This is a genomic window from Bradyrhizobium sp. WSM2793, from assembly GCF_000379585.1.
GTDB lineage: Bacteria > Pseudomonadota > Alphaproteobacteria > Rhizobiales > Xanthobacteraceae > Bradyrhizobium.
On record NZ_KB902774.1, the window covers coordinates 120,241 to 145,047 of the forward strand.

General features: G+C 64.3%; 23 protein-coding genes. 8 read left to right on the plus strand and 15 right to left on the minus strand.

Annotated features, from left to right (window positions below; all coding sequences use genetic code 11):
- Window positions 1-233: 233 nt before the first annotated feature.
- Window positions 234-1,271, minus strand: a complete 1,038-nt coding sequence (locus A3AS_RS0109670) for a glycosyltransferase family 4 protein (protein ID WP_018317393.1) — start codon at window positions 1,269-1,271, stop codon at window positions 234-236.
- 126 nt (window positions 1,272-1,397) lie between these two features.
- Between A3AS_RS0109670 and galE the strand changes: the two genes are divergently transcribed.
- The 3 genes from galE to A3AS_RS0109685 all read left to right on the plus strand — a co-directional run bounded on the left by galE (window position 1,398) and on the right by A3AS_RS0109685 (window position 5,068).
- On the plus strand, window positions 1,398-2,411 hold the full coding sequence (galE, locus tag A3AS_RS0109675) for a UDP-glucose 4-epimerase GalE (protein WP_018317394.1): 1,014 nt from the start codon (window positions 1,398-1,400) through the stop codon (window positions 2,409-2,411).
- A 118-nt stretch (window positions 2,412-2,529) separates the two neighbouring features.
- Window positions 2,530-4,332 carry an ABC transporter ATP-binding protein gene (locus A3AS_RS0109680; RefSeq protein WP_018317395.1) on the plus strand — a complete coding sequence of 601 codons (1,803 nt, stop codon included), beginning with the start codon at window positions 2,530-2,532 and terminating at the stop codon, window positions 4,330-4,332.
- 34 nt (window positions 4,333-4,366) lie between these two features.
- Entirely contained in the window at window positions 4,367-5,068 is a 702-nt protein-coding gene (locus tag A3AS_RS0109685) for a fumarylacetoacetate hydrolase family protein (protein ID WP_018317396.1), read from the plus strand.
- 75 nt (window positions 5,069-5,143) lie between these two features.
- On the opposite strand, the gene A3AS_RS0109690 is transcribed toward A3AS_RS0109685, so the two are convergent.
- The 4 genes from A3AS_RS0109690 to A3AS_RS0109705 all read right to left on the minus strand — a co-directional run bounded on the left by A3AS_RS0109690 (window position 5,144) and on the right by A3AS_RS0109705 (window position 8,212).
- Window positions 5,144-5,602: a nuclear transport factor 2 family protein gene (locus A3AS_RS0109690; protein ID WP_026201843.1), complete on the minus strand. Its 459-nt coding sequence runs from the start codon at window positions 5,600-5,602 to the stop codon at window positions 5,144-5,146.
- 326 nt (window positions 5,603-5,928) lie between these two features.
- Window positions 5,929-6,858 (minus strand): aspartyl/asparaginyl beta-hydroxylase domain-containing protein, encoded by a 930-nt coding sequence (locus tag A3AS_RS0109695; RefSeq protein WP_018317398.1) that lies wholly within the window; start codon window positions 6,856-6,858, stop codon window positions 5,929-5,931.
- Window positions 6,859-6,986: 128 nt separating this feature from the next.
- Window positions 6,987-7,160 (minus strand): hypothetical protein, encoded by a 174-nt coding sequence (locus tag A3AS_RS47110; protein WP_157644247.1) that lies wholly within the window; start codon window positions 7,158-7,160, stop codon window positions 6,987-6,989.
- A 128-nt stretch (window positions 7,161-7,288) separates the two neighbouring features.
- Window positions 7,289-8,212: a LysR family transcriptional regulator gene (locus A3AS_RS0109705; RefSeq protein WP_018317400.1), complete on the minus strand. Its 924-nt coding sequence runs from the start codon at window positions 8,210-8,212 to the stop codon at window positions 7,289-7,291.
- A gap of 214 nt (window positions 8,213-8,426) precedes the next feature.
- Between A3AS_RS0109705 and A3AS_RS0109710 the strand changes: the two genes are divergently transcribed.
- From A3AS_RS0109710 to A3AS_RS0109720, 3 genes are read left to right on the plus strand one after another with little or no spacing between them, the layout of a single operon-like run.
- Entirely contained in the window at window positions 8,427-9,137 is a 711-nt protein-coding gene (locus A3AS_RS0109710; protein ID WP_018317401.1) for an SDR family NAD(P)-dependent oxidoreductase, read from the plus strand.
- A 19-nt stretch (window positions 9,138-9,156) separates the two neighbouring features.
- Window positions 9,157-9,393, plus strand: coding sequence for a 4-oxalocrotonate tautomerase family protein (locus A3AS_RS0109715; RefSeq protein ID WP_026201844.1), 237 nt, complete (start codon window positions 9,157-9,159; stop codon window positions 9,391-9,393).
- A 32-nt stretch (window positions 9,394-9,425) separates the two neighbouring features.
- Window positions 9,426-10,679 carry an MFS transporter gene (locus tag A3AS_RS0109720; protein WP_084674815.1) on the plus strand — a complete coding sequence of 418 codons (1,254 nt, stop codon included), beginning with the start codon at window positions 9,426-9,428 and terminating at the stop codon, window positions 10,677-10,679.
- An 18-nt stretch (window positions 10,680-10,697) separates the two neighbouring features.
- Here the strand turns inward: A3AS_RS0109720 and A3AS_RS0109725 are convergent, their stop codons facing one another.
- From A3AS_RS0109725 to A3AS_RS0109745, 5 genes are all read right to left on the minus strand, one after another.
- Entirely contained in the window at window positions 10,698-12,164 is a 1,467-nt protein-coding gene (locus A3AS_RS0109725) for an NAD(P)/FAD-dependent oxidoreductase (protein WP_026201845.1), read from the minus strand.
- 49 nt (window positions 12,165-12,213) lie between these two features.
- The gene (locus A3AS_RS0109730; protein ID WP_018317405.1) at window positions 12,214-12,633 is read right to left on the minus strand and encodes a nuclear transport factor 2 family protein; all 420 of its coding nucleotides are present in this window, start codon (window positions 12,631-12,633) and stop codon (window positions 12,214-12,216) included.
- A 166-nt stretch (window positions 12,634-12,799) separates the two neighbouring features.
- Window positions 12,800-14,221 carry an adenosylhomocysteinase gene (gene ahcY / locus A3AS_RS0109735; RefSeq protein WP_018317406.1) on the minus strand — a complete coding sequence of 474 codons (1,422 nt, stop codon included), beginning with the start codon at window positions 14,219-14,221 and terminating at the stop codon, window positions 12,800-12,802.
- Between the two features lie 76 nt (window positions 14,222-14,297).
- Window positions 14,298-15,494, minus strand: a complete 1,197-nt coding sequence (gene metK / locus A3AS_RS0109740; protein ID WP_018317407.1) for a methionine adenosyltransferase — start codon at window positions 15,492-15,494, stop codon at window positions 14,298-14,300.
- Window positions 15,495-15,556: 62 nt separating this feature from the next.
- Window positions 15,557-16,912 carry a hypothetical protein gene (locus A3AS_RS0109745; protein WP_018317408.1) on the minus strand — a complete coding sequence of 452 codons (1,356 nt, stop codon included), beginning with the start codon at window positions 16,910-16,912 and terminating at the stop codon, window positions 15,557-15,559.
- A gap of 177 nt (window positions 16,913-17,089) precedes the next feature.
- Here A3AS_RS0109745 and A3AS_RS0109750 point away from each other — a divergent pair, with 177 nt between their 5' ends.
- Window positions 17,090-18,178: a TIGR02281 family clan AA aspartic protease gene (locus A3AS_RS0109750; RefSeq protein WP_018317409.1), complete on the plus strand. Its 1,089-nt coding sequence runs from the start codon at window positions 17,090-17,092 to the stop codon at window positions 18,176-18,178.
- 102 nt (window positions 18,179-18,280) lie between these two features.
- Entirely contained in the window at window positions 18,281-20,005 is a 1,725-nt protein-coding gene (locus A3AS_RS0109755) for a caspase family protein (RefSeq protein WP_018317410.1), read from the plus strand.
- Window positions 20,006-20,160: 155 nt separating this feature from the next.
- On the opposite strand, the gene A3AS_RS0109760 is transcribed toward A3AS_RS0109755, so the two are convergent.
- From A3AS_RS0109760 to A3AS_RS0109780, 5 genes are read right to left on the minus strand one after another with little or no spacing between them, the layout of a single operon-like run.
- Window positions 20,161-21,279, minus strand: a complete 1,119-nt coding sequence (locus A3AS_RS0109760) for a cobalamin-independent methionine synthase II family protein (RefSeq protein ID WP_018317411.1) — start codon at window positions 21,277-21,279, stop codon at window positions 20,161-20,163.
- Window positions 21,280-21,303: 24 nt separating this feature from the next.
- Window positions 21,304-22,020: an ABC transporter ATP-binding protein gene (locus A3AS_RS0109765; protein WP_018317412.1), complete on the minus strand. Its 717-nt coding sequence runs from the start codon at window positions 22,018-22,020 to the stop codon at window positions 21,304-21,306.
- A complete protein-coding gene (locus A3AS_RS0109770; protein ID WP_018317413.1) occupies window positions 22,013-22,768 on the minus strand; it encodes an ABC transporter ATP-binding protein in 756 nt (251 codons plus the stop codon). Before A3AS_RS0109770 ends, A3AS_RS0109765 begins: the two co-directional genes overlap by 8 nt.
- Window positions 22,765-23,793, minus strand: a complete 1,029-nt coding sequence (locus A3AS_RS0109775) for a branched-chain amino acid ABC transporter permease (protein ID WP_018317414.1) — start codon at window positions 23,791-23,793, stop codon at window positions 22,765-22,767. Before A3AS_RS0109775 ends, A3AS_RS0109770 begins: the two co-directional genes overlap by 4 nt.
- 8 nt (window positions 23,794-23,801) lie before the next feature.
- Complete coding sequence (locus A3AS_RS0109780) at window positions 23,802-24,671, minus strand: branched-chain amino acid ABC transporter permease (protein ID WP_018317415.1); 870 nt, start codon at window positions 24,669-24,671, stop codon at window positions 23,802-23,804.
- Window positions 24,672-24,807: the final 136 nt, after the last annotated feature.

Consider the following 24,807-nt stretch of genomic DNA (forward strand, 5'->3'; position numbering starts at 1 on the left):
TACGGGAACAAAATCGACTTCCGCTGGCCTTAACGCTAACCGAGAAGGCGCAATTTGACTGTTGGGCGCGAACAGGATCGGATTGTCTAGAGATGTTTTGCCCAACGAGTCAAATCGATTTCGTAAAATCGGCAGCCGGACGAACCCATCGCCAAGCCATTGATTCCGCTCATCCCGGCTACTGTGCATGGGGTTGTTTTCGCGTTTTTTGCTTTCGGCCCTCGCGGCGTGGCTCAGAGCAGCGGCCGATAGACCTCGCCGATCCGGGCCGCTTCCGCATCGAGGCTGAACTTTGCGAGCACCCGCGCTCGGCCCCTCTCGCCCATCGCCGTCGCGGCATCCACATCGCGCATCAGCGGCTCCACTGCCGCAGCCAGCGCATCGGCATCGCCGGTCGGGACCAGCACGCCGCTCACGCCATCCTCGACCACCAGCTCGGCCGCGCCGGCGCGTGCGGCGACGAGCGCGCTGCCGGCCGCCATCGCCTCGATCAGCGTCAGTCCAAAACCCTCGTTGCGCGAGGTGAAGGCGTAGATCGTCAGCCGCTGGTACCAGCGCTGCACCGCTTCGATCGGCAGCTCGCCGGTGATGACGATGCGCGAATGCAGGCCGGCCGCTTCGATCTGCTTTTTCAGCTCGTTCGCAAAGGCCATCTGCTCGGCCGTGACCTGACCAACGATCACGGCGGTGAAATCGGGATAGCGCGGCAGCAGCCGGCACATCGCGTCGACGAACACGTCGGTGCCCTTCTGCGCGCGCACGCGTCCAAAGCAGCCGATGGCGTAACGGCCGGGCAGCGCGGCCTCCGTGAACGCAACAGCGCGGTCGGTCGGCGGCGCATAGATGTCGGTATCGACGCCATGCGGGATCACGGTCGCCTGCACTTTCAGGAACGAGGCCGAGAGATCCGACGTCGCGATGATCGCGTCCATGCGCCGGATCAGCCAGCGCGTGATCCAGCTGTGGTGCCGCTGCGCCGCCGAGGTGAACACGAGTTTCAACGGCCAGCCGAGCGCGCGTAGCGCGACACCCGCGATCATCTCGTTGTTGCGCCGCGCATGCCAGATCAGCGGCGCCTTGCGGCGCCATAGCTTGAGGAAATCGGCAACGCTCAGCCGCGCAATCCCAGCCGGCGCGTGCGAGCCGAACCAGGCGGCGCGGTACAGTTTCGCCAGCCGCGGCGCCACCATCCGGTTGGTCGCGGTGACCCCGGAATAGCGCCTGTGCAGATTTGGCACGATCACTTCGAGATCGCCGGGGGAATTGGCCACGTCATGCTCCGTTTCGCAAAGTCCCTATACGCAACATTAAGCATAGTGACCAGTTCAGCCGCGCCGATACCCCCTCTTCACCACGCAAGCGCTAACTTTGCGCGTTGATCGAAGACGGGTGAGATCATGACTGTGCTAGTCACCGGCGGCGCCGGCTATATCGGAAGTCACACGGTCCTTGCGCTGGCGGAAGCCGGCGAGGATGTCGTCGTGATCGACGATCTCTCGACCGGTTTCTCCGCCTATCTGCCCGAGGGCGTGCCGCTGTTCATCGGCGATGCCGGCGACGAGAACCTGCTCGAAGGCGTGATCGCGCAGCACAACATCGAGAGCATCATCCATTTCGCAGGCTCGGTGGTCGTGCCGGATTCGATGCGCGATCCGCTCGGCTACTACCGCAACAATTTCACGACCGCGCGCAACCTGCTCAATGTCGCCGTCAAGCGCGGCATCGGCCGCTTCATCTTCTCCTCGACCGCCGCCGTCTACGGCAATCCGGACCAGGTGCCGGTGCCCGAGCTCGCGCCGACGCGGCCGTTGTCGCCCTATGGCTCGTCGAAGCTGATGACCGAGATCATGCTGCACGACGTCGCCGCCGCCTACGGCATGCAGTACGTCACCTTGCGCTATTTCAACGTCGCCGGCGCCGATCCGCAGGCGCGCATCGGGCTTGCCACCGTCGGCGCCACCCATCTGCTCAAGATCGCGGTCGAGGCCGCGACCGGCCAGCGCGCCAAGATCGACGTGTTCGGCACCGACTATCCGACCCCCGACGGCAGCTGCATCCGCGACTTCATCCATGTCACGGACCTCTCGCAGGCGCATCGTTCGGCGCTGGCCTATTTGCGCAACGGCGGCGCCTCGACGACGCTCAATTGCGGCTATGGCCGCGGCTATTCGGTGCTGGAGACCATCGACGCCGTGCGCCGCGTGTCGGGCCGCAGCTTCGCCGTGCAATACGCCCCGCGGCGCCCCGGCGACATCATGACCATGGTCGCCGACACCAGCCGCATCCGCGGCCTGCTGGACTGGAAGCCGCAATACGAGGACCTCGAGACCATCGCGGCTCACGCCTTGGCGTGGGAAGACAAGCTGTTCCATGAGCGCCATGGCGAGCTCCGCCACGCCGCCTCGGCCTAGATTCCATCTGAGCGCAAGCCCTTAATTGGGCTTGAAAAACCCCGCTTGAGCGGGCACAGAGGCCCTTCGATCCCTGACGTGCGGGCAGGCTTTGTCCTGCGCCGTCAATGGACACCGGATGGCCCAGTTTCCAAAGAAAATCACCGACGATCCCTATGCGGCAGCGGTCCTGATTCGCCGCCTGGTCACGGAACAGGGGGTCGTCTATTGGCGGCGCTACCTCGTCGCCTTCGCACTGATGGCGGTCGCCGCGGGCGCAACGGCAGGCGCGACCTATGTGCTCGGCCAGGTCATCAACCAGGCCTATGTCGACAAGAACATCCCGGGCATCGCGATGTTTTCCGGGATCACGGTGATCCTGCTCTTCATCAAGGGCGTGGCGACCTACGGCCACATGGTGATCCTGACCAAGATCAGCAACGCCATCCTCGCCACCAACCAGCGCCAGCTGTTCGCAAAGCTGATGCGCGAAAGCGTCGGCTTCTTCTCCGAGCGGCATTCGTCCGAGTTTTTGGCGCGGCTGACGGCCGGCGCCAAGTCGATCACCGACGTCCTCAACATGCTGGTCAACGCTGTCGGGCGCGACCTGTTGATGCTGCTCGCCATGATCGGCGTGATGGTGTGGCAGGATCCGGTGATGTCGTTCATCGGCCTCGTCGTGGTGCCGCCGGCGATGCTGGTGCTGCGCAAGCTGGTCAAGCGGATCAAGGGCCTCGCCTACAACCAGTTCACCGGCACCGCCGACATCATGGAGACCATGCAGGAATCGCTGCAAGGCATCCGCACGGTGAAGGCTTTCACGCTTGAAGACACCATGCAGAGCCGCATCGACGAGAACATCGCCATCGTCGAGCGCAACGCCAACAAGATGGCGCGCGTCGCCAACCGCTCCAACCCGCTGATGGAAATGCTCGGCGGCTTCGCGGTCGCCGGCTGCCTGCTCTATGGCGGCTACAGCGTGGTCGCGCTCAATGCCACGCCGGGCGCGTTCTTCTCCTTCATGACCGCGTTCCTGATGGCGACCGAGCCGGCCAAGCGGCTGGCGCGGCTCAACATCGATTTGAACAGCCAGCTCGTCGGCGCGCGCATGCTGCTCGAAGTGGTCGACAGCCCGGCGAGCGAGCACTCCGACGACGACAAGCCGGCGCTGAAGCTCTCCGACGCCCGGATCGAGCTGCGCGACGTCAGCTTCTCCTATCGCGCCAATGAGACTGTGCTCAACCGGATGAGCTTTACCGCCGAGCCCGGCAAGGTCACCGCGCTGGTCGGCCCCTCCGGCGGCGGCAAGTCGACCGTGCTGGCGCTGCTGCTCCGCTTCTATGAAGTGACGCAAGGCGACATCGTGATCGACGGCCAGTCGATCGGCGCAGTCTCTCGCAAGTCGCTGCGGGCGCAGACCGCCTATGTCGGGCAGGACGTCTATCTGTTCCGCGACACCATCCGCAACAACATCGCCTTCGGCCGGCCCGGCGCCAGCGAGGACGAGATCACCGAGGCGGCGAAAGCGGCTTGCGCGCATGATTTCATCATGGGCTTCCCGCTCGGCTACGACACGCCGGTCGGCGAGCACGGCACGCAGCTTTCAGGCGGCCAGCGCCAGCGCATCGCCGTGGCGCGCGCGCTGATCAAGAATGCACCGATCATTCTGTTGGACGAAGCCACCGCTGCGCTCGATTCCGAATCCGAGCGGCAGGTGCAGGAGGCGATCGAGCATCTCTGCCAGAACCGCACCACCATCGTGATCGCGCATCGCCTGCACACCATCATGCATGCCGACGCGATCCTGGTGATCGAGGGCGGCGAGATCGTCGAGCAGGGCCGGCATGACGAGCTGCTCCGCCGCGGCGGCCGCTATGCCTCGTTCTTCCGCCTGCAACACTACGATGCCGGCGCTCTGGCGCCGATCAGCGCAACCGCATAGAGTTCCACTTCACCTCAAGAGCAGCGAGACCCGCATGAACGCCGCCTCCTACGTCATCCCGCTTCCGCCCCAGGCTTCACTTCCCGTCGTCGGCGAAAGCGGCCGCTATCCGGTGCGCCGCATCTGGTGCGTCGGCCGCAACTATCTCGAGCACATCCGCGAGATGGGCAATGACGAGCGCGCCCCGCCGTTCTTCTTCGCCAAGCACGCCGACATGCTGGTGCCTGATGGCGCCACCATTCCCTATCCGCCGCTGACCAAGGATTTGCATCACGAAGTCGAGCTGATCGTCGCGATGAAGAGCGGCGGCCTGAACATTCCCGCCGACAAGGCGCTGGATCACGTCTATGGCTATGCCGTCGGCATCGATCTCACCCGCCGCGACCTCCAGATCGCCTCGCGCAAGAAGGAGCGTCCCTGGGAGATCGGCAAGTCGTTCGACGGCTCCGCGCCGTCCTCCGCGATTCAGCCGGCCTCCAAGATCGGCCATCCCGCCAAGGGCAAGATCTGGCTCACGGTCAACGGCAAGGAAGCCCAGAAGGGCGACCTGACCGAGCTGATCTGGAACGTGCCCGAGATCATCTGGCAGCTCTCCCAGCAGGTGAAGCTCGCCGCCGGCGACATCATCATGACGGGCACCCCCGCCGGCGTCTCCCAGCTCCAGCCTGGCGACAAGCTCGAATGCGGCGTCGACGGCGTCGGCACGCTGAAGGTGAGCATCGGCCAGCCTGAATAGGCCGCACGACATCCGGAAATCGAAAGGCCCCGGACGTGTCCGGGGCCTTTTGCATTTCGGGCGGACGGGGTGGATCTACCAGGCCTTCACCGGCCGATTGGCGTGGCTCACCTGCGGCACACCGCGATTGAGCGACATGTGCGAATGCACGCACAGCCAGCCATCGGCATTCTTCGCAAAGATCATGGTCGCACGGCCCGGGCGCGGAAAGGCGCCGCCGTCGGAATGATAGCCCGTGCTCGTCCACGGCGCGATCACCGTGGCCATCGTGCCGTCGCGGGATGCCAGGACCGAGGTCTGATCGAGCACAAAACGGAAGTCCGTCGTCTTCGGCCAGACATTGTCCCATTGCGTCGAGACCCACTGATCGAGGCCGGGGATGACGTCGTTATGCGTGCCGAAGGCAAGCACGTCCGGATGGAAGAGCGGCCGCGCCGAGGCGTAGTCGACTTCGCGGACGTAGCCCGCGAAGGTTTCCAGCCACGCCAGGAAGAATTGCTTCGTCTCGCTGTCGGCGGTCGGCAAGAGGGCCATCACCTGCTCCATCTTCGGCTACGTGATCACGGCAAGCCTTGTTGCCATGGGACAGACCTTCCAGCAAGATATGGACTTACCTGTCGACCGCGGCCTTGCTCAATCAGAGCCAAATGCAAAGATACGCAGAACTGCGAGGTTATCAGCGCCCTGATGCTCCGCAGGGCACAAACACCATCACTAGACACGCGCGGGATCACCGCAGGGATCGCAGGGCGGATTAGCGTAGCGTAATCCGCCAACGCATCGTGCCACACGGGAATCGTCAATCGCCGATATGCCGAATGGTGGATTACGCTTCGCTAGTCCATCCTACACATCCGCACTTAACGCAGCGCCGACAACACGATGAGGCCGAGGATCAGCGCGGTCAGCGAGTATTTCAGCGCATAATAGACGTTGCGATTCCACGCCTTGACCTTGCGGCTGGCGAGGTGGATCTCGTAGAGCTTGCCGAACACCCTGTTGAGCACGCCGACATTCTCGCCGTCGACGTTCTGGGTCGCCGACGCCTTGACGATGTGATGGCTGACCCAGCGGTTGATCGCGGTCATGAAGCCGAATTTCATCGGGCGCTCAACGTCGCAGAACAGGATGATGCGGTTGACGTCGGTCGCATTCTCGGCGCTGTGGATGAAGGTCTCGTCGAACATGAAGGCCTCGCCGTCACGCCAGACGCATTCGACGCCGTCGACCAGGATGCGGCACTTGTTCGAGTTCGGCGTGACGAGCCCGAGGTGGTAGCGCAGCGAGCCCGCGAACGGATCGCGATGCGCCCCTAACTTGCCGCCCGGCGGCAGCATCGCGAACATCGCGCCGTGCACGCTCGGGATCGCGTTGAGCAGCTCCACCGTCTTCGGGCACAGCGTGCGCGCCGAAGGCAGGAAGTCGTCATACCATTTCAGGTAAAACCGCTTCCAGCCGCTCTTGAAGAACGAATAGAAGCCCCAGTCGTTGTTCTTCGCGGCGGCACGGATGAAGCCTTCGTCGAACAGGCGAACCGCCTCGTCACGGATCGTCTCCCAGTTCTCGTTGAGCGGCTTCAACTCCGGAAATTGCTCGACCGGGATCACCGGCTTGTTCGGCACCGCCGAGCCCGCATACATCAGCACATTGTAGGGCGCGAGATAGGTCGAGTGATCGCCGAGCTGGCGCGCAAAGCGCAATCGCTGCTTGCCGCGGAAGTGAACGTAAATCGTCGAGGCCGCAAGCACATAAAGGATGACAAGTTGCGGTGCAAAAAGCTGTTTCAGCATATCCCCGTTCCCCAGAGACTTAGCTGAGGACGTCATCTACCTTGAGCCGGGCCGAGCGGCAATATATTCACCGCTGCGCTGCGGTCACACTGGCGAGAGCGCAGGGATGGCCCGCCGAAACCAGCCGGCTACGCCCGCGACAGTGCCTGCAGACCCTTGAAGGTCAGGCGTTTGGGGTCGGTCACCCCGGCGAGATAGAGCTGGCGGATAAAGGCTACGACAGCGCTGCGGTCGCAATCGGTCAGCGCGACGACGGCGTCGACCGCGATCTTCTGGGCTTCCATTAGGCTCACCTCGGCCATGCGAGTAACCCCGGCCGGGACAGGCTAGGAGTCCGCGGTTAATCCGGCGTTAACCGTTCGGGGCAGCGTCGCCGATTCCTCCTCGCGGCCGAATACGTAAAACGACGCATTGCCGGGCGCGCGGTAGCTCAGTGCGCACTCACGCTCTTCCTCAGCTGCGCAAAGTGCTTTTTCAGCCGCGGCACGGCAAAATCAGTAAAGGCCCGCACCTTCGGCACGGAGAGCCGACCCTGCGGGCAGATCAGGTGCGCCGGCATCTCCGGATCCTTCTCGCCGGCCAGCACGATCTCGAGCTCGCCGCGCGCAACCTGCTCGGCCACCTGGTACGAATACATCCGCGCGACGCCGCGGCCGGCAACGGCGGAGGCTACGGCCGCGTAGGTGCTGTTGACGATAAGACGCGGCGTGAACTGCACCGTACGCGGCACCGACCCACCGGCCTGCGGCGCGAAGGTCCAGGAATTGGGCAGATGGGCCATCGCCACGATCTGATGCTTGGCAAGATCGCCGGGCTCGGTGATGCGGGGATGCTGCTTCAGATAGCGCGGGGCCGCGACGACCACGCGGCTGATCTCGCCGACCCGCATCGCCACCATTGCCGAGTCCGCGAGAGGGCCGATGCGAAGCGCGATGTCGATGCCCTCCTCGATCAGATTGACCGCGCGATCGAACAGCAACAGCTTGGCCGACACCGTCGGACAGGCGTCGAGAAATGCATCCAGAATCGGCCGCAACACTATCTCGCCCGACACCACGGGAGCGGTGATCGTGAGCAGGCCGCGCGGCGCCGACCGCGGTCCGGCCGCAATGTCGTCGGCCTCCTCCAGCTCGGTGAGCACGCGACGGCAGATCGCGACATAGCGCTCGCCCTCCTCGCTGAGCTTGATCGAGCGCGTCGTCCGGTGCAGCAGCTCCGCGCCGACGCGTTCCTCGAGAAAGGCGATGGCGCGGCTCACCGCCGCCGGCGAGCGGCCGAGCTTGCGGCCGACGGCAGCCAAGCTGCCCTCGTCCACCGCAAGGACGAACACTTTCATCGCATCCAGACGATCCATGCCTTCCCGTTGCCCCCTTGGATTCCGGCCGCAGGCTAGGCGTTCCCCTCCGCGGCGACAACCGTCGCCAGGCGCCGACCCGGCATTCGTACGCGCCGCGAAAGAGTGTCTGACGGACGGCGGGCATTCGCGGCCGGGCTGCCACAGCGTACCTCAGGACCCAAGCCAGCCGAGTGCTGACGCAGGTTCTCAAGGCCAACAACAGGAGCCCGTCATGGGTATCGAGCAGAAAGTCGCCATCATCACCGGTGCTTCGCAGGGCATCGGCGCCGCCCTGGTCCAGGGTTTTCGCGATCGCAACTACCGCGTCGTCGCAACGGCACGCTCCATCAAGCCGTCGGGTGACGACGACGTCCTCGCCGTGGCGGGCGACATCGCCGAGCGGAGCACCGCCGAGCGTGTGGTTTCGCAGGCCGTCGCCCGCTTCGGACGCGTCGACACGCTGGTCAACAATGCCGGCATCTTCGTCGCAAAGCCGTTCACGCAGTACACGGCCGAGGATTACGCGGCGGTGATGGGCACCAACGTCGCGGGCTTCTTCCACATCACGCAGCTCGCCATCGCCGAGATGGAGAAGCAGGGTTCGGGCCATGTCGTTCAGATCACGACCACGCTGACCGATCAGGCCAATTCGAACGTCCCCTCGGTGCTGGCCTCGCTGAGCAAGGGCGGCCTGAACGCCGCGACCAAGTCGCTTGCGATCGAATACGCCAAGCGCGGCATTCGCGTAAACGCGGTCTCGCCGGGGATCATCAAGTCGCCGATGCATCCGGTCGCGACGCATGCCCAGCTCAACGCGCTGCACCCGGTCGGTCACATGGGCGAGATGTCCGACATCGTCGAAGCCGTCCTTTATCTCGAGGGCGCCTCCTTCGTCACCGGCGAGATCCTGCATGTCGACGGCGGCCAGAGCGCCGGCCACTGAGCGTGAGAGGAGAGCCACGATGCCCATCGTCACCATCCAAGTGACCCGCGAAGGAACGACGCCGGGGGCGGCGTCGCTCACCGTGGAGGAGAAGGCCGCGCTGATCAAGGGATCGAGCCAGCTGCTGCTCGACGTGCTCGGCAAGCCGCTCGATTCGACATTCGTCGTGATCGAGGAAGTCGACACCGACAATTGGGGCTGGGGCGGCCTGCCCGTGCCGGAGTTCCGGCGCCGTCGCGCCGCCCAGACAGGATGATCCGCGCGCGATCGTGCGCGCAGGAGGATGACATGACCAGCGCAGATCTGAAACCACACGCCGAGGCTCGGCCGCATCCGAGGACGGCATCGGCTTCACGAGAGGCTTCGTCAAAGCAACGTTCTTCGCAACAGACCTGGCGATACGCGGTGGCGGGATTGTCCGCCTCACTCGTCGGACTTGGCCTCGCCCGCTTTTCCTACACGCCGCTGATCCCCGCCCTGATCGCTGCAAACTGGTTCAGCGCATCGGATGTCGTCTATCTCGGTGCTGCGAACCTCGCCGGTTATCTCGCTGGCGCGCTCACCGCACGGCGTGCCGCCAGTCGGATCGGCGCGGTTCGCGCGCTGCGGGCGATGATGCTGCTTGCGACCCTCTCCTTCTTCGCCAGCTCATCGCCGGTGTCGTTCACCTGGTTCTTCGCCTGGCGCTTCCTCTCCGGCCTCACCGGCGGAATCATCATGGTGCTGGCGGCCTCCGTCATTCTGCCGCACACCTCGGCCGCAAGGCGCGGCATCGTCGGCGGCGTGATCTTCGCCGGCGTCGGCCTCGGCGTCGCCGCATCAGGCACGCTGGTGCCGCTGCTGCTGCAACAGGGCTTGCAGCAGAGCTGGTATGGGCTCGGCGTGCTCTCCGCCCTGCTCACCCTCGCAAGTTGGTGGAACTGGCCTGCCAAAGCGAACAGCGACACTGCGCCTTCTCAAACCAAGCACCAAACCTCGTCCATCGCCCGCGCGCTGATGATCCAGTACGGCCTCAACGCGGTGGCATTGGTGCCGCACATGGTCTTCATCGTCGATTTCGTAGCGCGCGGCCTCGGCCAGGGCATTGCCGCTGGATCGCGCTATTGGGTGCTGTACGGCCTCGGCGCCATCGTCGGTCCGCTCGTCACCGGCCATCTCGGTGACCGCGCCGGGTTCGGTCCGGCGCTGCGGGCGGCCTTTCTGATCGAGGCGGCCGCCGTGCTGCTGCCGACCGTCAGCACCGCGCCTCTTTCGCTGATCGTATCGAGCATCGTGATCGGCGGCTTCACGCCCGGCATCGTGCCGCTGGTGCTCGGACGCATCCATGAACTCGTTCCGCACTCTGGCGAGCAGCAGCGCGCGACCTGGAGCCATGCCACTACCAGCTTTGCACTGTTCCAGGCCGCGGCCGCTTACGGCTTCTCCTGGATCTACGCGCAGACCGGCGGCGATTATCAGGTGCTGTTCGCACTCGGCGGCGGCGCGGTGGTGCTGGCGCTCGCGGTCGACCTTGCAATGGCGCTTGCCAGGCGCAAGGCGTAACGACCGGCGGCGGCGCGATCAGGAATATCGCATCACGCCGTCGTCGATCCGGCCGAAGCGCAAGGATACGATGTCGAGCGCGTAGTTCTGGTACAGCCGCCACGGCTGCTTGGAGCCCTGCTTCGGCATCTTGGCCACCGAGCGCTGCACATAGCCCGAGGTGAAGTCCAGCGACGGCTGCGCGGTGATCTCGGGGTCGTCATTATGCGGCACGCACTGGCGGAAATTGTGCCGGTCCATGTAGTTGATGAGCCGGCAGACGTATTCGCAGGTGAGGTCGCATTTCAGCGTCCAGGACGCATTGGTGTAGCCGAAGGCCGAGGCCATGTTGGGCACGTCGGCATACATCATGCCCTTGTAGGTCAGCGTATTGGCGAAATCGACGGCACGGCCGTCGACACTGACGTCGAGACCGCCGACGACCTGAAGCACCAGCCCGGTCGCCGTCACGATGATGTCGGCCGCAAGTTCGTTGCCATCCTTCAGGCGAATGCCCTCGCACGTGAACGTGTCGATCTCGCTCGTCACGACGGCGACGCGCTGCTCGCGGATCGCCTTGAACAGGTCGCCATCAGGCACCAGGCAGAGCCGCTGGTCCCAGGGATTGTAGCGCGGCGTGAAATGGGTGGCGACGTCGTAGTCCGGACCGAGCGCCATCTGCACGCCCTTGAGGACGAGCTCCTTGACCTTCGCAGGCCGGCGCCGGCTGAGCTGGAAGAAGAACATCCCCCACATCACGTTGCGCCAGCGGATGACATGATAGGCGAGCCGCGTCGGCAGATTTCGGCGGATCTTGTTGGCGACGGGATCCTGCGCCGGGCGCGACACCACATAGGTCGGCGAGCGCTGCAGCATGGTGACCAGTGCCGCCTTCTTGGCGAGCTCCGGCACCAGCGTCACCGCGGTCGCGCCCGAGCCGATCACCACGACGCGCTTGCCCGCGTAGTCGATGTCCTCGGTCCATTTTTGCGGATGCACGATGCGGCCGGCGAAATCAGCGGAGCCCTTGAACTCCGGCGTGTAGCCCGCCTCGTATTTGTAATAGCCCGAGCACATGAAGAGAAAATTGCAGGTGAAGCGCACCAGCTCCGTCGCGCCCTCGCCCGTGATGCGCTCGGCCTCGATGGTCCAGCGCGCGTCCGGCGTCGACCACGAAGCCCGCTTGACGCGATGGCGGAAGCGGATGTGCTTCTCGATGCCGTTCTCGGCCGCCGTCTCACGCACATAGTTCAGGATCTGCGCCCCGTCGGCGATCGCCTTCGGATCGGTCCACGGCTTGAACGAATAGCCGAGCGTGAACATGTCGCTGTCGGAGCGGATGCCGGGGTAGCGGAACAGGTCCCAGGTGCCGCCGATGCAGTCGCGCCCCTCCAGGATGACGTAGCTCTTGGTGGGGCACTTGGTCTGCAAGTGATAACCCGCGCCGATGCCGGACAGCCCGGCACCGACGATGAGGACGTCGAAATGTTCTTTGGCTTCGGTCATGGCGTTCTCCCTCGTCATAGCATGGGCAGCGCCGCACCGAATTGCAACATCACGGGACGGTGGCGCCGTACACTGTGGCGGTGTCGAAATACTCGTGGAATTCGACCACCTTGCCGTCCTTGAAGCGCCAGTAGTCGACCTTCGGTGTCTTCGCGACCTTGTTGGTCTTCTTGTTCGTCCACGCGCATTCGCCGCGCGCGAAGACGGTGTCGCCCTGCGCGACGAATTCGTTCATCGTATAGTACTGCATGCTCCAGTCGGCCAGCAGGCCGTCGAAATAGCTGCGCAGCGCATTGCGATCGTCATAACGCTTGGCAAAAGGCACCGCCGCAGCTCCCTGCGGAATCGAATCGAATTTGATTTGCGGGCCAATGACATGGTCGAACCAATAGTCGACGTTCTTGCCCTTGCTCTCGCTCCACTCGCGATAGGCTTCCTTCAGAAGCTGAACGTTGGCTTCGCTGGACATCGCATTCCCTCCATATGCATTTTGACAATGAACGTAGGAAAAAGCGGCCGCCCGCTCCGGAAGTGGCAGGCTTGTTTCGGCTCTACCTGAAAGCGTACCACAGGAAGGCCCAACAAAAAAAGGCCCCGGATCACGCCGGGGCCTTTGTGTCGCAACTGCGTGCGGATCAGTAGCGGTAGTGGTCCGACTTGTACGGACCTTCCTGCTTGACGCCGATGTAGTCGGCCTGGTCCTTGCGCAGCTCGGTGAGCTTGACGCCGATCTTGGCGAGGTGCAGGCGCGCGACCTTCTCGTCGAGCGACTTCGGCAGCACGTAGACTTCCTTCTTGTACTTGCCGTCATTGTTGTTGGCGAACAGCTCGATCTGCGCCAGCGTCTGGTTGGTGAAGGAGGCCGACATCACGAACGACGGATGGCCCATCGCGTTGCCGAGGTTCACGAGGCGGCCTTCCGACAGCATGATGATGCGATGCTTGTCGGGGAATTCGATCTCGTCGACCTGCGGCTTGATGTTGGTCCACTTCAGGTTACGCAGACCCGCGATCTGGATCTCGTTGTCGAAGTGACCGATGTTGCAGACGATGGCGCGATCCTTCATCGCGCGCATGTGCTCGATGGTGATGATGTCCTTGTTGCCGGTCGCGGTGACGAAGATGTCGGCGCGGGGCGCGGCGTCTTCCATGGTCACGACTTCGTAGCCTTCCATCGCGGCCTGCAGCGCGCAGATCGGATCGATTTCCGACACCATGACGCGGCAACCGGCCTGACGCAGCGAGGCCGCCGAACCCTTGCCGACGTCGCCGAAGCCGGCGACCATCGCGACCTTGCCCGACATCATCACGTCGGTGCCGCGGCGGATGCCGTCGACCAGCGATTCACGGCAGCCATAGAGATTGTCGAACTTCGACTTGGTGACGCTGTCGTTGACGTTGATGGCGGGCCACAGCAGCGTGCCGGCCTTCTGCATGTCATAGAGACGATGCACGCCGGTGGTGGTCTCTTCGGACACGCCCTTGATGCTCTTGGCGATCTCGGCGAAGTAGCCCTTGGGCTTTTCCTTGAGCTGCTTCTTCAGCAGCGCGAAGAAGACTTCCTCTTCTTCCGAACCCGGCTTGTCCAGGAACGCAGCGTCGCCGTTCTCGGCGCGCAGGCCGAGATGGACGTACATGGTGGCGTCGCCGCCGTCATCGAGGATCATGTTCGGGTGACCGCCGCCGTGCCAGTCGAACAGTTTTGCGGTGTAGTCCCAGTACTCGGTCAGCGTCTCGCCCTTGACGGCGAAGACGGGGATGCCGGCGGCCGCGATCGCGGCGGCAGCGTGGTCCTGCGTCGAATAGATGTTGCAGGAGACCCAGCGAATGTCGGCGCCGAGGGCTGCCAGCGTCTCGATCAGCACGCCGGTCTGGATCGTCATGTGCAAGGAGCCGGCGATGCGGGCGCCCTTCAGCGGCTGCTTCGGGCCGTACTCTTCGCGGGTGGCCATCAGGCCGGGCATCTCGGTCTCGGCGAGCGAGAGCTCCTTGCGGCCGAAATCGGCGAGCGAAATGTCCTTGACGATGTAATCGGTGAAGCCGGGCTTCGCGTTCATTGGAGGTTCCTGTTTGTTTGGCTCGTCGTTCCGGACCCGCTCGCGAAACGAGCGAACCCGGAATGACGCAAGTGAATCAGAGCGCGCGCTTGAGCTGCTCGACGAGATCGGTCTTCTCCCAGGAGAAACCGCCCTCGTTGTCAGGCGTGCGGCCGAAATGGCCGTAGGCCGAGGTGCGCGCGTAGATCGGGCGGTTGAGGTCGAGATGGCTGCGGATGCCGCGGGGCGTCAGATCCATCGCCTGCGCCGCCGCCTTCTCGAGCTGCTCCTCCGGCACCTTACCGGTGCCGTGGGTGTCGATGTAGATCGACAGCGGACGGGCCACGCCGATCGCGTAGGCGAGCTGCAGCGTGCAGCGGTCGGCAAGGCCGGCGGCAACGATGTTCTTGGCGACGTAGCGCGCAGCATAAGCCGCCGAGCGGTCGACCTTGGTCGGATCCTTGCCGGAGAACGCGCCGCCGCCATGCGGGGCCGCGCCACCATAGGTGTCGACGATGATCTTGCGGCCGGTCAGGCCGGAGTCGCCGTCCGGACCGCCGATGTAGAACTTGCCGGTCGGGTTGATGTGCCAGATCGTCTTCGGCGTGATCCAGTCCTTCGGCAGCGCCTCGCGCACATAGGGCTCGACGATGTCGCGGATCTGCTTGGACGAGATGTCCTCGACCAGGTGCTGATGCGAAACCACGATCTCGCGCACTCCGACCGGCTTGCCGTTCTCGTACTGCACGGTGACCTGGCTCTTGGAGTCCGGACCGAGCACCTTCTCCTTGCCGGAGTGACGGGCTTCGGAGATCAGGCGCAGGATCTTGTGGGCGTAGAAGATCGGCGCCGGCATCAGATCGGGCGTCTCGTTGGTGGCGTAGCCGAACATGATGCCCTGGTCGCCCGCGCCCTCTTCCTTGACTTCGCCCGGCTGCAGCGCATCGACGCCCTGGGCGATGTCGGCCGACTGCGGATGCAAGAGGATCTCGATGTCGCAGGTCTTCCAGTGGAAGCCTTCCTGCTCGTAGCCGATGTCCTTGATCGCGCCGCGGACGACGCCCTCGATCTGCTCGTTGGTCACCGACTTCGGACCGCGGGTCTCACCGGCGATCACCACCTTGTTGGTGGTCGCGAGCGTTTCGCAGGCGGCGCGGATCTGCCAGGGGTCGATGCCGGCCTTCGGCCCTTCGCGGTAGAACAGATCGACGATCTCGTCGGAGATCCGGTCGCACACCTTGTCCGGATGGCCCTCGGACACGGACTCGCTGGTGAAGAGATAGGACGCGCGCATCAGTAACCCCTTGTTCCGCCGCTGAACCGGCGGGCGTTTGCGATGTTTACCTGTGGATGATGTCAATCACGCCGGCGCGAGATGACGTAGGATTCGTCGAGAAACCAGAGCCCATTGTACTTCCGCAGCACGTCCCTGGCGGCATCCAGAGTGCGGCCGTTTTGAGTCATTTCTGTCAACCGGTCGTCCTCAATCTGAGCGACATACACCGCCGCATTCCACGCTGCAAAGGCCGTCGAGGTTCCGATCGTCCCGGTTACCTCGTTGGGCAGCGCTTCCATATCATACCTGAAGATCGAGCGGTTATCCGCATATGCATTAAAATTTAAGTCGCGGCCCAACGAACCAAGTTCGTACTTAACGGCGCGCAATAGCTCATGACGGCTCACAGCGAAAGGATTTTCTCCGGGCCAGATCGCCTGGATCATTTCCATGCCCGGATCCTGGCCATGGGAGTGGATTCCGATCAGACGGCCTCCCGGCCGAAGCGCCCGCGCCAGGGGGGCGATGATCCGCTTGGCCCGGAAGTTGACCGAGGACAGGGCGCGGTAGGGCTGGGATGCGATGACGAGGTCGAAATTGGCTTCGGTCTGGCCCGGCCGCGGAATGGTCGAATCCAGCAAGAACCTGTGGTCCTCGCGATAGAGCACCAGGACGACCGGCCGCTCGTACAGCGGCATGGCGGTGCGTGGGCTGATCGCGGCACGCCAGTTCTGCTCGAGGAACGGCCTCAGCTCCGCGATCTGCTGCTCGAACTCGCCCGATGAGGCGCCCCGCAGCGGGACCTCGTGCCAGACGGTCGCCGCCGCCGCCGCAGGCGATGCCGGCGTCAGCCAGGGCGCCTCCGAATAGAACATGTTGGTGAAGACGAACACCGACGCCGGATGCTCGAAAATGCGATCCGGCACCTTCTCCAGCGTCAGGCGCAGGTCCTCCAGGCTGAGCTCCTTGCCGGCGACATAGAACGGCATGTGCGGGTAGCGCTGGTGCGTCGCGCGCAGCACCCGCGCCAGCACCGTGCCGTCGCCGACGCCGGCGTCGAACACGCGCAGGGCCGGCGGGCGCGGATGGATGGAGGAAAGCTCCAGCGCGACCCTGTCGGCGATCACCCGCTTTTCGCTGCAGGTGTGGACGAACAGCAGGTATTTCTGGCGGTTCTCGAAGAAACGGAAATTGCCGCGTGGATCACGCTTTTCGGGCGGCACCTGAAGCCCGCGCGGCGGCGGCACGCCGCCGGCCATGGACGCCGCCATATAGGCCTGGATCCGGTCCAGCGTATCGATGGTGATGCGCTTGCCCTCGCGCAGGCGATGCACCAGCTTCCCATCGTTCACTGCGCGCCGGCCGAACGTCGATTCCGCCATGTCCGCCTTGCGGCAGAACTCTGTGATCTGGCTCAGGATTTCGTCGTTTTTCATGGGTGGGAACTTGGTGGGCAGAGCTGTTGGGCACTGTCCTCTAACAAATTCTGCCCACTCAGGGAATACCCTGGAATTGCTCCACGTGCTGTTGATTGGCGGCGCTGCGCCGAATGGGGACACTCCGTGCCTACACTTATCGGTATACATGGCGGACAAGGATGTTCGGGGCTGGATATGTTCAGGTCGTTTTGGCTTGCAGCGATATTGCTCACTGCGCTCACAGGTATTGGTCACGCGGGCTACCTGACCGACAATCCCGACGAAGTCTTCCAGTCCGTCTATGCGCGCATCGGGCCACTCCCGGTCGCCGCCGCGCGCGACCCATCCGTCTGGCTGAAGCTGGAAGAGCTCAAGCGCGAGCCCTGCGACCAGAAGAGCATCGATGATCTTGCGCAGTGGCTCGACAAGCTCGGCTATCGGCGACAGGCCGCTGACGGACTCTTCAATTTCGTCAAGAACTGCGGAGCGCCGCTGACCGCACTGAACAAGGCAGTCAGCATCTACATAAGACTGACCGACTACCCGAAAGCCGTCGAAGCGGCGGACGAGTACGTCAGGCGCGCCCCATCCGACCAAACCGCGCGCTACCTGCGCGGCATGGCGCTGGATGGCGCCGGCGACTATCGCCGCGCGCTGACCGACTACTCCGACACGATCGAGCTTTTCGCCGGCGACAAGAAGATGGTGTCCAGCAGCGTGTTCCTGCGCATGGCCAACGCCTACGCCGCCTTGAAGCAGTTCTGCGAGGCGACAGCGCCGATCAACCGTTGGGTTGCGTTCGATCCCGCCACGCGCGACACCAGCAAGACCCAGAAGATCATCGCCGACTATGAGCGACAGGGTAATTGCGTCTCGTCGAACGAGCTTCGCAAGGAGAGCTTCCCATTGCAGGGACAGAGAGGCGTCGTCACCGCCAAGGCGGAGATCAACGGCGTCCGCGGGCTGTTCGTGCTCGACACAGGTGCAAGCTATGTGTCGGTGAAGTCGGCCTTCGCAAGCAAGGCCAAGATTGCGGACGGCGGCGCGAGCGAGATCACGCTGAACACCGCCAACGGGCAGATCAAGGCTAAGCTCACCAAAGCCGACAAGGTCGCGCTGGGCAAGCTCGAGGCGACCAACGTGCCGATCGCGGTTCAGAGCAGCGACGACAAGAGTTATGGGCCAGGCATCGACGGCCTCCTCGGCATGAGCTTCCTGTCGCGGTTTGAGGTGCAGATGGCGCGTGGATCGATGGAGATCCGGACCCGGCAGCCAAGGAAGTGACTTCGCGGCTGCCTGGGTAAGCCCGGGCGTGAACCGGGACATAGGCCGGCGCGACCAAACGGCTGAAACCACCGTCGAAATCCGCCTGTCGCCGAGGTCTGCTTGCGCCGCCTGCTGCTGATCCCCGCTCTGCTTGCCGCCCTGCTCTGGTCTGCGCCCGTCTTCGCACAGGCGCGCAATCAGCTCGGGCCGCTCTGCACCACCGACACGACGCCGGCGGACAAGATGATCGACGCCTGCTCCAAGATCATCGGATTGAAGGTGTTTCGGGGCGAGCAGGTCGCGACGATCTATTTCTGGCGCGCGGTCGGCTGGAACAAGAAGGGGGATTACAGCAAGGTCATCGCCGACGTCACCGAGGCGATCCGGCTGCAGCCGAGCCAGGCGGCCTTTAATCTCAGGGGATCGGCCTATTACGACAAGGGCGAGTACGACATCGCGATCGCGGACTTCGACGACGCGCTGAAGCTCGGCCCGCCCAGCGGCATCATCTTTCACAACCGCGGCAACGCCTGGCGCGGCAAGGGCGACTACGCCAGGGCGATCGCCGACTATGACGCCGTGATCAAGTCCGATCCGAAATCCGCGTTCTCGTTCCAGAACCGCGGCATCTCAAAGGAGGCGCTCGGCGATTACGACGGCGCGCTCGCCGATATCAACCAGGCGATCCGGCTCGATCCGACGCTGCCGCAGCCCCTGATCAACCGCACCGCGATCTGGCGCGCGAGGGGCGACCTCGATCGCGCGATTGCCGACGGCAGCGAGGCGATCCGGCTCGCCAAGGAAAAGCCGCCGGTCAATATCATGACGCCGCCGAACAGCGTCCTGATCTCGGGCTACATCCATCGCGCGCTGGCCTATGAGGCCAAGGGCGACTACGCGCACGCGCGCGAGGACTACAAGGCAACGCTCGGTATCACTGCATCCGACGCCGGCAGCAAGGCCAATCAGGCCACCGCAAAGGTGCGGCTCTCGCTCGTGACCGAAGCGCCCACATCGGTCCCGCGCGACGCGCCGACATCGATCGCGCAGCAGCCCAGCACGCCGTCACAGCAGCAGGCGACCGCAACGTCGGCGCCCTCGCCGCCTCCGCTCGCGAGCGGCCGCGGCAAGCGCATGGCGCTGATTATCGGCAACGGCGCCTATCAACACGTCAAGGCACTACCCAACCCGTCCAGCGATGCCCGTGCGGTCGCAAAGAGCCTGCGCGAGATCGGCTTCACCGTATCGGAAGGTATCGATCTCGACCGCGCCGCGATGCAGAAGATGACGCGCGACTTTTTGCGGGAGGCCGCGCGGGCGCAGGTCGCGGTGGTCTATTACGCCGGCCATGGCGTGCAGGTCGACGGTCGCAACTACCTCATTCCCGTCGACGCCGAGCTCAAGCCCGGCGCGGGCATGACCGAGGCGATGATCGACATGGACACGATCATGGCCGGCCTCGACGACCAGGTTCGCACTAACATTTTGATTTTCGATGCCTGCCGCAATAATCCGATGGCGCAACAGGTCGCATCCGCCGGCGCCAATCGCGGCATCGAGGGCGCCTCGGGCCTCGCAGCACCAACGAGTCTCGGCACCGGTGCAACATTGGGGGCCGGCACGTTGATCGCATTCGCGACCGCGCCGGGCCAGGTCGCACTCGACGGCGAAGGCGCCAACTCGCCGTTCTCCGCCGCCCTCTCCCGCCATCTCGGCACGCCGGGACTGGAAGTGCAGCAGATGCTGACACGGGTGCGGGCGGAGGTGGTGTCGAGCACGAAGAGCAAACAGGTGCCGTGGTCGAATTCTTCGCTGCTGGGTGAGGTTTACTTGGCGGAGAGGTGAGACGCTATCGTGCTCCGGACGCAGCGCAGCACTTCTTCAGCGATGCGCTGCAGAGCCGGGGCCCATATCTCCTGAGAGCAAGTCAAGCAGCATGGGTCCCGGCTCTGCGCAGCAACGCAAGGGCGTTGCAGCGCGTCCGGGACACCAACAAAGGCTCAATTACCCCACACTTCCTTCGCGATCTCGACCGCAAGGCTCAGCTTCGCCCACTGCTCTTCCTCGGAGAGGACGTTGCCCTCTTCCGTCGAGGCAAAGCCGCATTGCGGCGACAGCGCGAGCTGCTCCAGCGGGGCGAACTTGGCGGCTTCTTCCAGACGGCGCTTGATATCGTCCTTCTTCTCGAGCTCGCCGAACTTCGAGGTGATGACGCCGACCACGACGACCTTGTTGCCCTTGGGCAGGAAGCGCAGCGGCTCGAAGCCGCCGGCGCGGTCGCTGTCATATTCGAGGAAATAGCCGTCGTAATTGGTGCCGGCGAGCATGGTCTCGGCAACCGGCTCATAGCCGCCCGAAGAAATCCAGGTCGAACGGAAATTGCCGCGGCAGACATGCGTCGTCACCACCATGTCCGCGGGCTTCTCGGCCAGCGCGTAGTTGATGATGCGGGCATAGATCTGCTGGAGACCGTCCGGATTGTCGCCGCGCTCGCGCGCCTTCTGCAGTTCATCCTGCGAGCAGAGATAGGCCCAGACGGTGTCGTCGAACTGGAGATAGCGGCAGCCGGCGTCGTAGAACGCCTTGACGGCTTTCCGATAGGTCTTGCCGAGGTCTTCGTAGAAGGCCTCGAGATCGGGATAGACGTCCTTGGAAATCGACTTGCGGCCGCCGCGGAAGTGCAGCACCGCCGGCGAAGGTATCGTCATCTTGGCGGCCACGTGGGCCTGATCGGCGACCTTCTTCAGGAAGCGGAAGTGGTCCAGCATCGGGTGGTCGTCGGGAAAGTCGAGCTTGTCGATCACCCGCACCGCGTCGTGCCGGGTCTGCACGCCTGCGAACTGGATGCCGGTGTCGGGATGAAACAGCTCGCAGCCGGTGAGCTTGGCGAGGAAGTCGAAATGCCACCAGGAGCGGCGGAACTCGCCGTCGGTCGCGAGCTTGAGCCCTATCGAGGCCTGCTTGTGCACGACCTTCTCGATCTCCATGTCCTCGATCTTGCGCAGATCGTCGGCCGAGATCTCGCCCTTCTCGAGCCGGCTACGGGCTTCCTTGATCTTGGCCGGACGCAGGAGGCTGCCGACCTCGTCGGCGCGGAAGGGGGCTTTGGTTCGCTGCATGTCTTACTCCCTGGACATTTTAGTTTAGTGAGCCGCCGCCCCGGCGACGCCGAGATGGCGTTCCAGGACCGAGGGGTCGGTTTTCAGCGCGGCGCTCGGAGCGTCGTGGACGATCGTTCCGCGCTCCAATATCACAACGCGGTCGGCCAGCCCCAGAATCTTTTGGGCATTCTGTTCGACGATGATCGAGCAGATGCCGCCTGCCCGCGTGATGCTGCCGATCGCCTTCAAGAGCTCCTCGACGATGATGGGGGCAAGGCCCTCGGTCGGCTCGTCCAGCAGCAGCACTTTCGGGTTGAGGGTGAGCGCCCGGCCAATCGCCAGCATCTGCTGCTCGCCGCCGGAGAGCTGGTTGCCGAAGTTTGTCCGTCGCTCCTTCAGCCGCGGGAACATCTCGTAGACTTTCTCGACCGTCCAGGGACCGGGCTGCGCCACCGCGGTCATGTTCTCTTCCACAGTGAGCGAGCGAAAGATGTTGCGCTCCTGCGGCACCCAGCCGATGCCGGCGCGCGCGCGCTGGTCGGGCCGGAGCGAAGTGACATCGGTGCCAGCGAGCGCCACGCTGCCTGAGAAGCGGCGGGTGACGCCGACGATCGAATTGATCAGCGTGGTCTTGCCGGTGCCGTTGCGGCCCAGCAGCGCCAGCACCTGGCCCTCGGCGAGGCGCAAGGACATGTTGGGCAGCACCACCGCCTCGCCATAGCCGGCGCGCAACGCCTCGATCGCGAGCAGGTCAGACATTGACCGCCTCCTCGCCGAGATAGACGGCCTTGACCTGCGGATCGCGCGCGACCTGCTCGGGCGGGCCCTCGGTGAGCAGCGCGCCCGAAACCAGCACGGAGATGCGGTCAGCGAAGGAGAATACGAGATCCATGTCGTGCTCGATCAGCAGCACCGTGACGTCGCGCGGCAGCGCGCCGACCACGGCGAGAATGTCGTGGCGCTCGCTCTCTGGCACGCCGGCGGCGGGCTCATCGAGCAGAAGCACGCGCGGCTTGGCGGCGATCGCGACCGCGATCTCGAGCAGGCGCTGCTTGCCGTAGGGCAGCGTCACGGTCTGCTCATTCATGACGTCGAGCAGATGGAAGCCCGCCAGCAGATCGGCGATCTCGCCGTTGACGTCGCTGCGCGTGCCCATCCGCCGCCACCAGTCGCCGCCATGGCCGAGGCGCTCGGAGACGGCCAGGCCAATGGTCTCGAGCGGAGTCAGGTCGGGATAAAGCTGGTTGATCTGGAAGGTGCGCGAGAGGCCACGCAGCACGCGCTTGTGCACCGGCAGATCGGTGATGTCCTGGCCCTCGAGCAGGATGCGGCCCGAATTCGGCTTGAGCACGCCGGTGAGCTGGTTGATGACCGTGGTCTTCCCGGCGCCGTTCGGGCCGATCAGCGCGTGGCGGGCGCCCTGCTCGATCTTCAAGGACAGATCGCGGGTGACGCGCAGCCCGCCGAACTGCTTTTCGAGATTTTGGGTTTCGAGCACGATGGTCATGCGTCGCTTTCCGGCACGGCGACGACGGCCTTGCGTCCCGCAATCTGCCTGATGACCAGATTGGGCAGGTACAGCACCCAGCGGTGCAGGCGCTGACGGCCGACCAGCACGATCACGACCAGCACCAGGCCGATCCAGAACTGCCAGTATTGCGGGGTGATGGTGGAGAACACTTCCTGGAGCATGCGGAAGATCACCGCGCCAACCAGTCCGCCATAGAGGTAACCGGTCCCACCGATGACGAGCACCAGCATCAGATCGGCGGAGCGTTCGAAGGCAAACACATCGAGCGAGGCGATCGCCGTGGTCTGGGTGAACAGCGCGCCCGCGACGCCGGCATAGAACGCCGCGAGCGTATAGATCGCGATCAGGCGGCGGTTGACGGGAATGCCGATCGCGGCGGCCCGCAGCGGATTGTTCTTGATCGCGCGCAGCGAAAGGCCGAACGGCGAGTGCACGACGCGGCGGGCGAACAGGAACAGCAGGAACAGGACGGCCAGCGAATAGAAGAAGCCGGCCTTGCCGAACATGTCGAACGGAATCGCGCCGAAGATCGGCTGCATCTCGATGCCCTGCAGGCCGTCGGTGCCGCCGGTGATGTTGGAGAAGCGTTCGGCGAGCGCTTCCAGCAGCAGCGCGATGCCGAGCGTCACCATCAAGCGCGTCAGGTCAACGCCGCGGATCACCAGGAAGCTGGTGGCAAAGCCGAGCACCATCGCGGCGAGGCCAGCGACGATCAGCGCCAGCACGGGCTCGCTCACGATACCATGGAGCGCGAGAAGCCCCGCGGCATAGGCGCCGACGCCGAAGAAGGCAGCATGCCCGAGTGAGACGATGCCGGCATAGCCGAGGATGAGATCGAGCGACATCGCAAACAGCGCCAGCCGCAGGATGTCGGTCATGATCAGATAGCGCGTGGGAAATGCAAAGCCGCAGGCCAGCACGATCAGCCAGAAGGCGACTTCGCCGTAGTGCCAGCGCGCCTGGCGCTGGGCGTGAAAACCGACGTCGGAGGAAGCGCTCATCGGCGAACTCAACGCGCGGCCGTGCGTCCGAACAGGCCGTTCGGACGCCAGATCAGGATCACGATCATCATGGTGTAGATCACGAACGGGCCCATCTTCGGCACGTAATATTTGCCGGCGACGTCGCCGATGCCGAGCAGGAGCGAGGCCAGGAACGGGCCGGTGATCGAGGACGAGCCGCCGACGGTGACCACGATCAGGAAGTAGATCATGAACTTCAGCGGGAAATACGGATCGAGGCCGAGGATCTCGGCGCTCAGCGCGCCGCCGAGGCCGGCGAGGCCGCAACCGAAGGCAAAGGTGAAGGCGAACACCTGCGGCACGTTGATGCCGAGGCCGCTCGCGGCGCGGGGGTCGTCGACGGCGGCGCGCAAGCGGCTGCCGAAGCGGGTCTTTGCCAGCACCATCTGGAGCGCGATGGTGAGCAGGCCGCAGATCACGATGATCATCAGCCGGTAGCGGCCGATGCCGACGCCGAACAGGTCGAACTGCCCCTGAAGCGCCGCCGGCAGGTTGATGAAGACGCGCGAGGACCCCTGGATGTAATCGACAGCGGCGACCGACATGAAGGTCAGGCCGATGGTGAACAGCACCTGATCGAGATGGCTGCGCGCATAGAGGTGGCGGTACAGCGTCCGTTCGAGCGCGATGCCGATCGCGGCAGAGGAGACGAAAGCGAGCGGGAGCGCTGCGAAGAACGGCCAGCCCATCCGGTTGACCAGCACCATGCAGATATAGCCGCCGGCCATGGCGAAGGCGCCATGGGCGAGATTGACGAAGTTCATCAATCCAAGCGTGACTGCGAGCCCGCACGCGAGCACGAACAGCAGCATGCCGTAGGCGACGCCATCGAACAGGTTGGTGAGGATAGAGGTCATCGTCTCAGCTTAGAGTTATCGTCATGGCCGGGCTTGTCCCGGCCATCCACGTTCTTGTCCGGACTTTGTTTTCCTGGCTTCGCGTGGATGCCCGGAACAAGCCCGGGCATGACGCGGAGCAAGGGGTGTGAGATCC

Coding starts and splice junctions, on each gene's coding strand:
- galE (WP_018317394.1), top strand. CDS start 1,398: ATGACTGTGCTAGTCACCGGCGGCGCCGGCTATATCGGAAGTCACACG.
- A3AS_RS0109680 (WP_018317395.1), top strand. CDS start 2,530: ATGGCCCAGTTTCCAAAGAAAATCACCGACGATCCCTATGCGGCAGCG.
- A3AS_RS0109685 (WP_018317396.1), top strand. CDS start 4,367: ATGAACGCCGCCTCCTACGTCATCCCGCTTCCGCCCCAGGCTTCACTT.
- A3AS_RS0109690 (WP_026201843.1), bottom strand. CDS start 5,602: ATGGCCCTCTTGCCGACCGCCGACAGCGAGACGAAGCAATTCTTCCTG.
- A3AS_RS0109695 (WP_018317398.1), bottom strand. CDS start 6,858: ATGCTGAAACAGCTTTTTGCACCGCAACTTGTCATCCTTTATGTGCTT.
- A3AS_RS47110 (WP_157644247.1), bottom strand. CDS start 7,160: ATGGCCGAGGTGAGCCTAATGGAAGCCCAGAAGATCGCGGTCGACGCC.
- A3AS_RS0109705 (WP_018317400.1), bottom strand. CDS start 8,212: ATGGATCGTCTGGATGCGATGAAAGTGTTCGTCCTTGCGGTGGACGAG.
- A3AS_RS0109710 (WP_018317401.1), top strand. CDS start 8,427: ATGGGTATCGAGCAGAAAGTCGCCATCATCACCGGTGCTTCGCAGGGC.
- A3AS_RS0109715 (WP_026201844.1), top strand. CDS start 9,157: ATGCCCATCGTCACCATCCAAGTGACCCGCGAAGGAACGACGCCGGGG.
- A3AS_RS0109720 (WP_084674815.1), top strand. CDS start 9,426: ATGACCAGCGCAGATCTGAAACCACACGCCGAGGCTCGGCCGCATCCG.
- A3AS_RS0109725 (WP_026201845.1), bottom strand. CDS start 12,164: ATGACCGAAGCCAAAGAACATTTCGACGTCCTCATCGTCGGTGCCGGG.
- A3AS_RS0109730 (WP_018317405.1), bottom strand. CDS start 12,633: ATGTCCAGCGAAGCCAACGTTCAGCTTCTGAAGGAAGCCTATCGCGAG.
- ahcY (WP_018317406.1), bottom strand. CDS start 14,221: ATGAACGCGAAGCCCGGCTTCACCGATTACATCGTCAAGGACATTTCG.
- metK (WP_018317407.1), bottom strand. CDS start 15,494: ATGCGCGCGTCCTATCTCTTCACCAGCGAGTCCGTGTCCGAGGGCCAT.
- A3AS_RS0109745 (WP_018317408.1), bottom strand. CDS start 16,912: ATGAAAAACGACGAAATCCTGAGCCAGATCACAGAGTTCTGCCGCAAG.
- A3AS_RS0109750 (WP_018317409.1), top strand. CDS start 17,090: ATGTTCAGGTCGTTTTGGCTTGCAGCGATATTGCTCACTGCGCTCACA.
- A3AS_RS0109760 (WP_018317411.1), bottom strand. CDS start 21,279: ATGCAGCGAACCAAAGCCCCCTTCCGCGCCGACGAGGTCGGCAGCCTC.
- A3AS_RS0109765 (WP_018317412.1), bottom strand. CDS start 22,020: ATGTCTGACCTGCTCGCGATCGAGGCGTTGCGCGCCGGCTATGGCGAG.
- A3AS_RS0109770 (WP_018317413.1), bottom strand. CDS start 22,768: ATGACCATCGTGCTCGAAACCCAAAATCTCGAAAAGCAGTTCGGCGGG.
- A3AS_RS0109775 (WP_018317414.1), bottom strand. CDS start 23,793: ATGAGCGCTTCCTCCGACGTCGGTTTTCACGCCCAGCGCCAGGCGCGC.
- A3AS_RS0109780 (WP_018317415.1), bottom strand. CDS start 24,671: ATGACCTCTATCCTCACCAACCTGTTCGATGGCGTCGCCTACGGCATG.